This window comes from Parabacteroides timonensis, assembly GCF_900128505.1.
In the GTDB taxonomy this organism is placed as follows: Bacteria; Bacteroidota; Bacteroidia; order Bacteroidales; family Tannerellaceae; genus Parabacteroides; species Parabacteroides timonensis.
In genome coordinates, this window is the sequence record NZ_LT669940.1 from 296,565 (window position 1) to 308,916 (window position 12,352).

Consider the following 12,352-nt stretch of genomic DNA (forward strand, 5'->3'; position numbering starts at 1 on the left):
CGACGCATCATGGATGGTAAGAGAGTCTTTGTAACCGGTGGTGCCAAGGGCATAGGGGAATCAATTGTTTCTGCATTTTGTAAAATAGGAGCCCGGGTTGCTTTTTGTGATACAGACGAAAAGGCGGCTGAACGTTTGTGTGATCTTATGCCGTCATATGTGCAGTTCTTTAAGGCTGATGTAAGTGATGAAAAAGCTCTTCAAGAAGTTATCAACAGACTTATCAACATGTGGGGAGACGTGGATGTGATTGTTAACAATGTGGGGATCAGTGAGTTTTCTCCATTGGTTGATACAAGTATTGAACAGTTCGACAGGATACTATCAACAAACCTGCGACCGGTGTTTATAACTTCACGCGCACTGGCTATTCACCGGAACAATGAGGAAGGAAAGAAACGTTACGGACGGATCATCAATATTGCTTCTTCCCGTTATCTGCAGAGTGAACCGGGCTCGGAGGGATATGCCGCTTCCAAAGGTGGAATTGTTTCCCTAACGCATGCCTTGGCGCTTTCGTTCAGTGATTATAATATTACAGTAAACTGTATCAGTCCCGGTTGGATACAAAACGAAGACTACCGTTTGTTGAAACCGGCCGACCACAAACAACATCCTTCCGGCCGTGTAGGCCGTCCTTCCGACATTGCAAGTGCCTGTCTTTTCCTGGCTGCCCCTGAAAATGATTTCATCAACGGGCAGAACATCGTTATCGACGGGGGAATGACAAAAAAGATGATTTATGTAGAATAAATCAATTAAACCCGATTCTTATATTTTTGTTTTTTAATGCAGGGTAGATGAGGAACTGGGGATCCATCCGCTTGTTCCACGGATTGTATTCGAAGTTTACACCGATACCGATGCCGATATCATCTTTCACTTTGAATTCGAAAGCACCACCTACGCTCGTATGATTATAAAACGGATTCAGCAACATTTGCGGATTGCTTCGTTCTTTTTTCTCGTAAAAGGTATATTGTGCCCAACTTCTGAGAGTCAGCCAATCGGTTGCCTCATAACTGGCAGTCGCATTGAATCCCCCCATAAAGTCGGGGCTGGGATTGAATGGTGTGAAATAGCGTCCGGCAAAGGCCCCTCCTGTCAGTGTCCAGCGATCCTGCTGCCATACCAACGATGAACTGATCTGGGTCAGACCTCCTGCACCGGGCCAGGTATATTGTTCACCGACTGTCAGCACACCGGTAGTCTCGCTGATTGGAGTGAATGAAAACTCCTGGAAATCGAATGCCATCGGCGATACACGCCGTATCATCGGAGCAAATACATTAAAGAAAGGACGGTAAGCAAGAGACAACACTTGCATATCCATTGGACGCTCGTCCACCTGGGGAGGAAAGTCGGGGGTAAATTCCCTGAGCTTCTTTTCCAGTTCCGTCCGGGTAGACGGAGTATATGTTTTATAGGAAAATTCCGGAATATTGAAGTCAAATTGTTTAAACTTGGGAACAGCCGTAACTTTCCCTTCACGATTAAGAACAAAGTCCATAGTGGACTGGGCACGACTCTGAAAAATACATGCCACCAATACTACTATTATAAAATATCCCCGCTTCATACACAACATCATTTTATTGTTGCGAAGTTAGATTATTTACTTTAAAATAAGCAATTTATTCAACCCCTATTTCTCTAAAAAATATTTATTTTGTATTTTCTTCATTGTTGTTGCAACTTTCGGGAGAATGTTTTCATCATACAAATAGAGAGTAATATTACCTATGGACGAACAGCTGTTAATTGCCGGATGCAAGCGTGGGGAGTCGTGGGCTCGTAAAGAATTGTACGAGCAATATGCCCCTATGATGATGAGCGTATGCATGCGGTACGTAAATAACAGGGAAACTGCTCGCGATTTGTTGCAAGACGGATTCATTAAGATATTCACCAAGATAGGGAGCTATACAGGTACCGGGGCGTTTCCCGGATGGGTGCGGCGGGTGTTTGTTACAACAGCTCTTGAATATCTGCGAAAAAATGATGCAATCCGGTTGAGCGTTAATTTCGACGAGTGCGGGGAGTTTCCGGATGAGGTGGATGTATCGGTCTTGGACCGTTTATCCGCCGACGACCTGCATGCCTGTATCGCTCGTCTGCCAAATGGATATCGGACGGTCTTTAACCTCTATGCCATAGAGGGTTACTCTCATAGCGAAATAGCCGAGATGTTGCATATCAGCGAAGTTACTTCGCGGACGCAGTTCATTCGTGCGAGGAAAGTGTTACAAAAAAGTGTTCAATTATTAATCATGCATGAAAATGCGCAGTGATACGGATCATAGAGAACAGTTGGATGATTTCAGCGAATTCATGAAGCGGAAACTGGAAGACCACCGGTTGCCTGTTGATGATCTTTGCTGGGAGGAAATCGAGCCGCGTATGAAGTCCCGCCGGCGGAACTTCGTCTGGTGGATCGGTAGCTCTGTGGCTGCTGCCATCGCTGTAATGCTGTTGTTGCTCCCTTTTCGGATGGAGGAGAAACTGAGCGAGAAGATAAATGAACAGGTGATTTCTGCATTAACGGAAGAAGAAATAGTACCGGATAGTATCGAAGTTTCTCCGGATGAAGCAGTAACTTCTGTCGATAAGACAGTCCGCACAAAGAAACTGATCGCCGCAGTATCTGTAAAACAGCCTGCTGTAGAAGTGGATGAACAGCCGGATAGGATTGTAACAGACCTACAGCCGGAAGTGGAGCAAGAAATAGACAATATTGAAGAAACTTCTGCTGCAGAACCTGAAAAAGAAGAGAAAAAAGAGTCGAAGAAACAAATGGATTTAAATAATTACGATTCGAAAAAATACCGGTTTGTTTCGCCGGCTAAGGAGAAGAAGAAAAGAGACTGGTCGCTAAATGCTTCGTTCGGGACGGGGGGAGATGTCTCTCTTAATCTATTGGGTAGTAAGGATGATGTTTATTATGATTATGCGAACGGTGGTATTAGTCCCGGTCCTCCTATTATTCCACCGGTAGTCGATCCTCCTTATACGAATAACGGTATGCTTCCTGCAGAAAATTATGGAGATATAGATTGTTCGTTACCGCTTTCTTTCGGTATGACCGTACGGAAAGATTTCAGCCGGTATATCGGAGTAGAGACAGGTTTGATATATACCTATTTATCATCGCGTATGAGCCAGGGCGGCAAAGTGTCTTATACTTCCAGACTCAATCTGCATTATCTGGGTATACCGGTCAATCTGGTTGTCAACTTATGGGATAATCCGAAATGGAATATATACATGTCGGGAGGTGTGATGCTGGAAAAAGGGCTGAGATCAAAACAGATGCAACATACATATTCCCTGAGTAACATGGAGACATTGGTGGAAAAGAAGGCTATTTCCGGTGTACAATGGTCGTTGAACGGATCAATAGGTGTTTCCTATCGCCTTTACCGGGAGTGGAGTCTCTATCTTGAACCGCGTATTTCCTACTATTTCGATAATGACCAGCCGGTTAGTATCCGTACCGAGAACTCGGTAATCATTGGATTGGGGGCCGGTTTCCGCTTTGAATTCTAAGAGTATATTATATAGAATATTAATCAACAAAATTTGTATAAGATGAAAAAACTAATGTACCTGTTTTTTATGTCGGTGATCTGTATGTTGTATGGGTGTAACGACGATATGAAAGTGAAGGAAACGATTACCCTTACAGTGAATAAACCGGTTTTAATGTCTGCGGATGCTTTTCGTTCTTCTGTGAAGGTGAAAACCCAGCCGGAAGAGATCACTCAACAGGGTAAGATCTGTTTTTATGAGGGTTATCTCTATATTTCCGAGCCGGGAAAAGGTATCCATATCATTGATAACCGTAACCCGTCGTCTCCGTCTCCGGTTGGTTTCATTGAATTGATCGGTAACGCTGATGTGGCTATCCGTAATAATATGTTGTATGCCGACTCGTATGTCGATCTGATTTGGTTCGATATCTCTAATCCGGCCTTACCGGTATTAAAGAACCGGTTGGAAAATGTATTTCCTTATGCATTTCCTCCTATTGAAGAAGGAACGATCGATTATCCGATGTGTGAAACGGCTGCCGCAAATTCACAGATCGTAGTGGGATGGACTCAGGTAGAGGAGAGTTATACAACCGAGCGTTATAAGGATCAGGAAATATATTATGACTCTATGGTTAATTCGTCTGGTGGTAATTCTGGTGTTTCAACCAGTGTGAACGGTTCGATGTCTCGTTTTGGCTTCTATCAGAATTATCTTTATGTAGTGTTAAACAACCAGATGAGCATCTTTGACCTGTCGGGAGATAAGCCTATAAAAGCTGTTGATAATATGCATGTCGGTGGTAATGTGGAGACTATTTTCAGTTATAAGGATTATATGTTTATGGGAACTCCTACCGGTATGCTGATCTATTCTGTTGCCGATCCGTTAAAACCAGAATATCAGTCGATGATGTGGCATGTATATGGTTGCGACCCGGTAGTTGTCGAGGATGATATCGCTTATGTGACTGTTCATGCCGGTAATAATTGCGGACAGAATTTCAATGAACTGATTATTCTGGATGTGAAAGATGTAAAGAATCCCCAGCCGATTGTCTCTTATACCATGACCAAACCGAAAGGCCTCGGTATCGACAACGGAACACTCTTCCTCTGCGACGATGGCCTGAAGATCTATAATGCCTCCGATCCGCAGACACTGATGGCAAACCGCCTGGCTCATTACTCGGGTATGGAAGGATACGATGTGATTCCGCATGATAACGTATTAATGATGATTGCCGATGACGGTATCTATCAGTACGATTATTCGAACCTGAAAGAGATCAAGCAGCTGAGTAAGCTGGCGGTGAAGAAGTAATAACGACTTGATACAAATTACAAAATAAGGTGAAAACGGAAAATTAGAAAAGATTTTCTGTTTTCACCTTATTCTTTTTCTTTTTATACATAAGCTATGAAGTGGCTATTAAATTATAAGCCCGGACGAGACTATATTATACGTTTATGAAACTATAATATACTATGATTATTTGTTAACTATCTGTTTTGTAGTGATTTAATAAAATATACCTTCTAAACCATACAAGAACGTTTTTCTCTTCTCCATTCCTTAATTGTATACCTTTGTCAAATATGTTCTATAACACTATATACCCCTTTGAGAACATTGTAGACTCTTCCCGGATATTAGTCCTCTACTTTAGCTGTAGAAATCTGACTAATTTATATTATTATGGATATCGCTAAAAGATGTGAGCAAAATCCGCTACTTGCTCCGAAAGATTTAAAAGCGGGAATTAATGGGATGGAGATAACTTGTTTGTTGAATCCCGGAGTTTTCAAATACCAGGGAAAAACCTGGCTGCTTCTGCGAGTAGCCGAACGTCCTATACAAAAAGAAGGAGTTATAAGTTTTCCTGTATATAATAAGGAAGGGGAAATAGAAGTGGTTTCCTTCTCCAAGGATGATCCGGATCTGGATGCTTCAGATCCGCGGGTAATAGGTTATAAAGGAAAAAACTACCTGACCACGATGTCTTACCTGAGATTAGTTTCAAGTACAGATGGTATTCATTTTAAAGATGAACCGGGGTATCCTGCCATTTTCGGTAAAGGTGAACTGGAAGCTTTCGGTATTGAGGATTGCCGGGTGGCGACAACGGAAGACGGTTTTTATCTTACGTTTACAGAAGTATCTTCTGTTGCCGTTGGCGTGGGTTTGATACATACTTCCGACTGGAAAGATTATACCCGGTATGGAATGATATTCCCGCCTCATAATAAAGATTGTGCTTTGTTTGAAGAAAAAATCAATGGAAAACACTATGCTTTCCACCGTCCGAGCAGCCCAGAGCTTGGAGGCAATTATATCTGGCTGGCCGAGTCTCCCGACAGGTTACACTGGGGAAATCATAAATGCGTAGCGACAACCCGTGACGGAAAATGGGATTGTGCACGCGTAGGAGCTGGTGCCGCTCCTATCAGGACGGAAAGAGGTTGGCTTGAGATTTATCATGGAGCAGACTTTAATCATCGTTACTGCCTGGGTGCTTTGTTACTCGACCTGAATGATCCTTCCAAGGTGATTGCCAGGAGTGAAGAACCTATAATGGAACCTATTGCCACTTATGAACAAACCGGATTTTTCGGGAATGTGATTTTTACCAATGGGCATCTGGTTGAGGGAGACACCATTATAATGTATTACGGAGCAAGTGATGAAGTGATTTGTAAAGCACAATTGTCTATTACGGATATCTTGAATACTTTAAAATAAATCCGGCCTGAAATGAATAAACTGAAAAAAGAATATCTGTTCTTCAAGCAACAGGCACCTAACATGCAGACACTGTTGATGACCAATATGCTTTATGCATTGGTTTTACCGGTAGTCGAGATTTTTGTCGGTGCATATATCATGAGGAACACCAGCGATCCGGTAATGGTTGCTTTCTATCAACTGGCAATGTATATCGGTATTGTTGTAACTTCTCTGGTCAACGGTTTTCTATTGAAGAAATATAGTATAAAGACGCTTTATTCTGTCGGTATCCTTGTCAGCGGTATCTCCATGTTCGGGATGATGGCCATCCGTTCGCTTGGATTTATAGAACTGGGACTGGCTGGCTTTTTTATGGGAGCAGCTTCCGGATTTTTCTGGACTAACCGCTATTTGCTAGCCCTTTATAATACCAATGACGATAACCGGAATTATTTCTTCGGACTGGAATCGTTCTTTTTCTCTATAACTTCTATCGGTGTCCCGTTAATCATCGGGGCTTTTATCAGCCAGATAGACGGAAAAGAAATTCTAGGCTTTTTATTTGATGTCAATGCATCCTATCGGGTAGTGACGATCGTGGTGGTTTTCATTACCATTCTGGCCTGTATGGTGCTATGGAAAGGAAAATTTGAGAAGCCGAAAGAAACAAATTTCCTTTATTTCCGTTTTAATATTCTTTGGAGAAAGATGCTTTGGTTGGCGGCACTGAAAGGAATGGTACAAGGTTTTCTGGTTACGGCACCTGCCATCCTTGTCCTGAAGCTGGTTGGGAATGAAGGCGCGTTGGGCTTAATTCAAGGGGTTAGCGGTGCATTGACGGCTATATTGGTCTATGTCTTGGGACGTATAGCCCGTCCGCAGGATCGTCTGAAGATCTTTGTAGGGGGATTACTTATTTTCGTTGTCGGGACATTATGCAACGGCATACTTTTTTCTGCAATGGGAGTCATATTGTTCGTGCTCTGTAAAGTTATATTCCAGCCTCTGTTTGACCTGGCTTACTTCCCGATCATGATGAAGACTATCGATGCTGTGGCTAAAATTGAAAACCGCAATGAATATGCTTATATTTTAAGCCATGAATTCGGATTATTTTTCGGAAGAGCCTTCGGATTGTTATTGTTTATTTTCCTGGCTTATTGCGTCTCCCAGGATTTTGCATTGAAATATGCACTGATAATCGTTGCCGGATTGCAATTATTGGCGTATCCGTTAGCTAAAAATATAACTAATCAAACTAATGCTGTTGAACATGAAAGTAATGAATAAAAGTGTCTGGACACTGATTTGCTGTTGTCTCCTGGCTTCTTGTTCTGAAAAAGAAGAGGCTTTCGGAGAGAAGGTTGTACAAACTCCTATCGGCAGGGTAGAGGTTATGCCTGACATGCCGGAGAGTTATCAAATGTTGGACTGGAAGGAAAAAGCAAAAAGTTATGACCAATTTATTTTTGATTGGGATAATAAGAGTGCGGTCGGTCCTCTGATCTGGCTGGATGATAGTCGTAGGAATATCGACCAGACGACATTCGGCTTGTATACCGCCATAAAAGATATCCGTCAAGGAAAAAATGCGAATAACGGGGAGTTCCATGAAAGCCTGAATTCTCTGGCTGCGATCCTGGGGGCCGGCCTGGTTGGCATCGACAAAACCAATCAGGGAGGATATAATTATGTAAAAATGGTACAGAATTATTTCAACTCGGATAATGGCTGGAATATAATTATGAATAATACGAACCCATCTGTCGCCTTATTAGGTGGAGGATATGGTCGCGACTGGTGGTATGATATTCTTCCCAATGCACTTTATTATGCGGTATGTGATGTTTTCCCGGGAGTAGAGGGGGCAGAAGATATACAAAGGAGCATTGCCGAACAATTTGTCAAGGCTGACTCTGTCTTAAATGGCAACTATGACTATTCCTATTTTGATTATGCACAGATGAAAGGAATGGTAAATAATATCCCGTTACAACAGGATGCGGCCGGTGGCCATGCCTATGTATTGTTGTGTGCTTATCATAAATTTGGAGATCCACGTTATTTGAAGCATTGTAAAAGTGCTGTTGAAGCGTTGTTATCTCAGAAAGAGAGCCGTTTTTACGAGGCTCTTTTACCTCTGGGGGCTTATACGGCTGCCTGTTTGAATGCAACCGAAGGAACGAATTATGATGTACACCGATTACTGGATTGGGTGTTTGACGGTTGCCAGAGCCCGACCGGCAGGACCGGCTGGGGGATCATAGTCGGAAAATGGGGTGATTATGATGTCAGCGGTTTGCAAGGCAGTATAACCGACAGAGGCGGGTATGCCTTCTTTATGAATAGTATCAAACCGGCATGGCCTTTTATCCCGATGGTCAAATACCAGCCTCAGTTTGCAAAGGCCATAGGTAAATGGATGTTGAATAATGCCAGTGCCTGTCGCTTGTTCTATCCGGGCAATATCGATGAAAAGCACCAGTGGGCACCTGAGTTGAAGGATATAACGAACAATAATGTATCCTATGAAGGGTTGCGTAAAGAGGATGATTACGGGAAAGAAGAATTAAAAGGTGTGAGCCCAGTTGCGATCGGCGATGGCCCTAAATGGATCGAAGGTAATCCGACGGAGAGCATGTTCAGTGTGTACAGTTCTTCCCCTGTCGGTATACTTGGAGCTATTGTCAATACGACGAATGTAGAAGGTATTCTGCAATTGGATTGTAATGCAACAGATTTCTATACAGAAAAGCCTTATCCGGTCTATCTTTATTATAATCCTTATGGCGAGTCTAAATCTATTCATTATAGGTCTTCGCAAGCATGTGATTTATTTGATATTGTAGCAAAAGAATACGTAGCGAAAAACGTAAAGACAACAGGCTCTTTTGACATTCCGGGCAAAGAGGCCAGGATTATCGTGCAGTTGCCGGTGGGAACAACATTGAGTTTAACAGATGGTAAGATTATTGCCAATAAACAAAATATCATTTCATATAATTAATCTAACTAATTTATTATGAGCAAACATTTATTATTATTAGCTTTTATTCTTTTGTTTAGCTTAGATGCTTTTGCACAGCAAACGAAGAATATCTCAGGTACGGTATACGATAGTAATACCGGCGAAGCTTTGATCGGGGTTACCGTTCTCGAGGTAGGAACGACGAATGGTAGCGTAACTGATATTGATGGGAAATATGCTTTTACAATCTCTTCAAATCAGGTCTCATTCTCTTATGTAGGTTATCAAACAGAGACATTGAATATTGCAAAAAGTGGAGTCTATAATGTTAATCTTGTATCCGACAATAAGTTGGACGAGGTGGTTGTCATCGGTTATGGTACTCAGAAAAAAAGCGACCTTACCGGATCGCTGGTATCTATTAACAGCAAAGATATTAAGAACTATGCCGTTTCCAATGCTTCCGAGTTATTGACAGGTAAAGCAGCCGGTGTATTTGTTGCTGCCAGTTCCGGACAACCGGGATCTGACGCGGTAATTCGCGTCAGGGGATTAGGTACTGTCAATGATAACAATCCGTTATATGTTGTTGATGGACAGTTTATGGATAACATAAGTAGCCTGAATCCTTCCGATATTGAACGGATGGAAGTATTGAAAGATGCCTCTGCCTGTGCTATCTATGGTTCAAGAGGTTCGAACGGGGTGATATTAATAACGACCAAGGGAGGCGTGAAAGGTGAGACAATCGTCACACTGGATGCTTATGTCGGCATTAAAAACAGTTATAAGGCTCTGAATATGATGAATAGCGATCAGTACTATAACTTCATTATGGAAGCTTATAAGAATGATGAAAGTTTCCAGTCTTCTATGAAAAACCTGTTTACCAACCAATATAAGAAGGGGTATAATACAAACTGGTGGGATGAAGTTACCCGTACGGCTTTTAATCAGAATTATAATTTGAGTATCCGTAAAGGAACCGATAAGTCCAGGTCGTCTCTTAGCCTGGGATATGTGGACGATCAGGGTGCTCTTATTACTACTGAATTTAAAAGACTTTCATTGAAGCTGAATCAGGAATATGATATTAATGATTTTATTACGGTGGGAGCGAATGTCAATCTGGCAAAGATCAAGAAACGGGATGCAGGCGCAATTCCTTCGTTCGATTTCATCCAGAAAGCCGACCCTTTTACCCCTGTTATAAATCCATTGGTAGATCCGCTTTCGGAAAATTACGAATATAATAAGTACGCTCCTACGGAATGGTCTTATGATCCGAATCCGGTAGCCATGCTTGAACTTCCTGACAGATATAATGATATATTTAATGCATTTGGAAATGTATTCGCACAGGTGAAATTATTAAAAGGATTGAGTTACCGTGTACAATATAGTTTTGAAAGATATCACGACACCTTCAAGGATTTTCGTCCGGTTTATTCATCTATCTTCTCTGACGATAATCTGGCAAACAAGGAAAGTAAATACAGTACCGAGACCCAGTTGAATAATAATAGTTCCTTGACGTTCAATTATCAGGTTGAACAGCGACTTAACTATAATGCCAGTGTGGGAAAAAGTAAATTTGACGCTTTGGTGGCAATGACGTATGAGAAAAATAGTGCGGAAAGCATCAATGCTTTCAAAAGAAATGCATTGGGCAATGATGATATTTATCATATTCTGGATGCACAGACATTGGGTGATAAAACTTCTGGTAATAAAATAACTTCTTCCATGCTGTCTTATTTGGGACGTATCAATTATGTCTATGATGACAGATACCTGGCTACGGTGAATTTCCGTGCTGATGGTTCTTCCAGATTTGCAAGTAGTAACCGCTGGGGATATTTCCCGTCGGTATCGTTGGGGTGGAGAGTCAATAACGAAGCTTTTTTCAAGAATTTGAATATTGAAAACACGATTTCTAACCTAAAGGTACGTGTAGGTTGGGGACAGAACGGTAACCAGCGCATCGACAGGGATGCCCCGCTGACCCTGATTGGGACGAACGACGAAATGCAATGGTATTTTGGTAATGGTTATGCACAGGGATATGTTCCGACCTATGTGGGAAATAAGGATATCAAATGGGAAACCAGTCAGCAAACCAATGTCGGTCTGGATATGTCGTTCTTCGGAAATAGCCTGGATATGAGTCTGGACTTTTATGTGAAACAGACCAAGGATATGTTGCTGAATATGCCTATCCCTTCCTTCGGAGGATTTCCCAATAGCCCGTTCTTTAATGCCGGTGACTTGAAAAATAAAGGCCTGGAATTAGTTCTCAATTACCGTAACCAGATAGGTAATGACTTCCATTATAATGTTGGTTTAAACATGTCCACTTATAAAACCGAAGTGACTAAACTGACATCCGATTATTTAAGTGGAGATGTCAGCCGTACGTATGTCGGTGGTCCGATCGGACGTTTCTGGGGGTATAAACAGATTGGTATATTCCAGAATCAGGCGGAGATCGACAATTATGTCGATAAGAATGGAGCGAAGATACAGCCTAATGCACAGCCCGGTGATTTCAAATTTGCCAAACTGGGAGAGTCCGGTGCATTGAATGATGATGATGACCGCACATTCATCGGTGACCCGAACCCGGATTTGATTTATGGTTTTAATTTAGGGTTCAGCTACAGGAACTTCGATATCAGTATGGCATTTCAGGGAACTATCGGTAACGATATTTGGAATGTAGCGAAAGGAAATCTGGCTTCAGCAGGACGTCAGAATGCATTGGCTGATGCTTATACGCAGGCATGGACTAAAGATGGGGACTTCAGCGCTGTCTATCCGCGTATAACTAATTCCAGTTCCAATAATAATATGAGAAGTTCTTCTTTCTATGTGGAAGACGGTTCTTATTTACGTCTGCAGAATATGCAAATCGGTTATACGATACCGGCTGCTGTTTGTCAGAAAACAAAACTATTCTCCAGTTGCCGGTTTTATGTAAGCGGACAGAATGTGTTTACTCTGACTGGTTATTCCGGTCTTGATCCTGAGTTAGGAATTAACAGTCCGTTGAATATGGGAGTTGACGCAACCCGCTATCCTTCTTCGCGAACTTTTACTTTCGGAGTTAATTTACAGTTTTAAATC

9 protein-coding genes are annotated in these 12,352 nt (G+C 42.1%); 8 read left to right on the plus strand and 1 reads right to left on the minus strand.

What is annotated here, in order from left to right; translation table 11 throughout:
* Positions 1 to 9 precede the first annotated feature (9 nt).
* A complete protein-coding gene (locus BQ7394_RS02080; RefSeq protein ID WP_075555852.1) occupies positions 10 to 753 on the plus strand; it encodes an SDR family NAD(P)-dependent oxidoreductase in 744 nt (247 codons plus the stop codon).
* Between the two features lies 1 nt (position 754).
* On the opposite strand, the gene BQ7394_RS02085 is transcribed toward BQ7394_RS02080, so the two are convergent.
* Positions 755 to 1,579 carry a hypothetical protein gene (locus BQ7394_RS02085; protein WP_075555853.1) on the minus strand — a complete coding sequence of 275 codons (825 nt, stop codon included), beginning with the start codon at positions 1,577 to 1,579 and terminating at the stop codon, positions 755 to 757.
* Between the two features lie 163 nt (positions 1,580 to 1,742).
* Between BQ7394_RS02085 and BQ7394_RS02090 the strand changes: the two genes are divergently transcribed.
* The 7 genes from BQ7394_RS02090 (at position 1,743) to BQ7394_RS02120 (ending at position 12,349) form a co-directional block, all read left to right on the plus strand.
* Positions 1,743 to 2,291 carry an RNA polymerase sigma factor gene (locus tag BQ7394_RS02090; protein ID WP_075555854.1) on the plus strand — a complete coding sequence of 183 codons (549 nt, stop codon included), beginning with the start codon at positions 1,743 to 1,745 and terminating at the stop codon, positions 2,289 to 2,291.
* Positions 2,275 to 3,546, plus strand: coding sequence for an outer membrane beta-barrel protein (locus BQ7394_RS02095; protein WP_235848653.1), 1,272 nt, complete (start codon positions 2,275 to 2,277; stop codon positions 3,544 to 3,546). Before BQ7394_RS02090 ends, BQ7394_RS02095 begins: the two co-directional genes overlap by 17 nt.
* Before the next feature lie 42 nt (positions 3,547 to 3,588).
* The gene (locus tag BQ7394_RS02100; protein WP_075555855.1) at positions 3,589 to 4,854 is read left to right on the plus strand and encodes an LVIVD repeat-containing protein; all 1,266 of its coding nucleotides are present in this window, start codon (positions 3,589 to 3,591) and stop codon (positions 4,852 to 4,854) included.
* Between the two features lie 375 nt (positions 4,855 to 5,229).
* A complete protein-coding gene (locus BQ7394_RS02105) occupies positions 5,230 to 6,273 on the plus strand; it encodes a glycoside hydrolase family 130 protein (RefSeq protein WP_075555856.1) in 1,044 nt (347 codons plus the stop codon).
* Positions 6,274 to 6,285: 12 nt separating this feature from the next.
* Positions 6,286 to 7,548 carry an MFS transporter gene (locus BQ7394_RS02110; protein ID WP_075555857.1) on the plus strand — a complete coding sequence of 421 codons (1,263 nt, stop codon included), beginning with the start codon at positions 6,286 to 6,288 and terminating at the stop codon, positions 7,546 to 7,548.
* The gene (locus BQ7394_RS02115; protein WP_075556832.1) at positions 7,532 to 9,265 is read left to right on the plus strand and encodes a hypothetical protein; all 1,734 of its coding nucleotides are present in this window, start codon (positions 7,532 to 7,534) and stop codon (positions 9,263 to 9,265) included. The genes BQ7394_RS02110 and BQ7394_RS02115 overlap by 17 nt, the downstream gene beginning before the upstream one ends.
* 15 nt (positions 9,266 to 9,280) lie before the next feature.
* The gene (locus BQ7394_RS02120) at positions 9,281 to 12,349 is read left to right on the plus strand and encodes a SusC/RagA family TonB-linked outer membrane protein (RefSeq protein WP_075555858.1); all 3,069 of its coding nucleotides are present in this window, start codon (positions 9,281 to 9,283) and stop codon (positions 12,347 to 12,349) included.
* Positions 12,350 to 12,352: the final 3 nt, after the last annotated feature.

Coding starts and splice junctions, on each gene's coding strand:
- BQ7394_RS02110 (WP_075555857.1), top strand. CDS start 6,286: ATGAATAAACTGAAAAAAGAATATCTGTTCTTCAAGCAACAGGCACCT.
- BQ7394_RS02105 (WP_075555856.1), top strand. CDS start 5,230: ATGGATATCGCTAAAAGATGTGAGCAAAATCCGCTACTTGCTCCGAAA.
- BQ7394_RS02090 (WP_075555854.1), top strand. CDS start 1,743: ATGGACGAACAGCTGTTAATTGCCGGATGCAAGCGTGGGGAGTCGTGG.
- BQ7394_RS02115 (WP_075556832.1), top strand. CDS start 7,532: ATGAAAGTAATGAATAAAAGTGTCTGGACACTGATTTGCTGTTGTCTC.
- BQ7394_RS02120 (WP_075555858.1), top strand. CDS start 9,281: ATGAGCAAACATTTATTATTATTAGCTTTTATTCTTTTGTTTAGCTTA.
- BQ7394_RS02085 (WP_075555853.1), bottom strand. CDS start 1,579: ATGAAGCGGGGATATTTTATAATAGTAGTATTGGTGGCATGTATTTTT.
- BQ7394_RS02100 (WP_075555855.1), top strand. CDS start 3,589: ATGAAAAAACTAATGTACCTGTTTTTTATGTCGGTGATCTGTATGTTG.
- BQ7394_RS02080 (WP_075555852.1), top strand. CDS start 10: ATGGATGGTAAGAGAGTCTTTGTAACCGGTGGTGCCAAGGGCATAGGG.
- BQ7394_RS02095 (WP_235848653.1), top strand. CDS start 2,275: ATGAAAATGCGCAGTGATACGGATCATAGAGAACAGTTGGATGATTTC.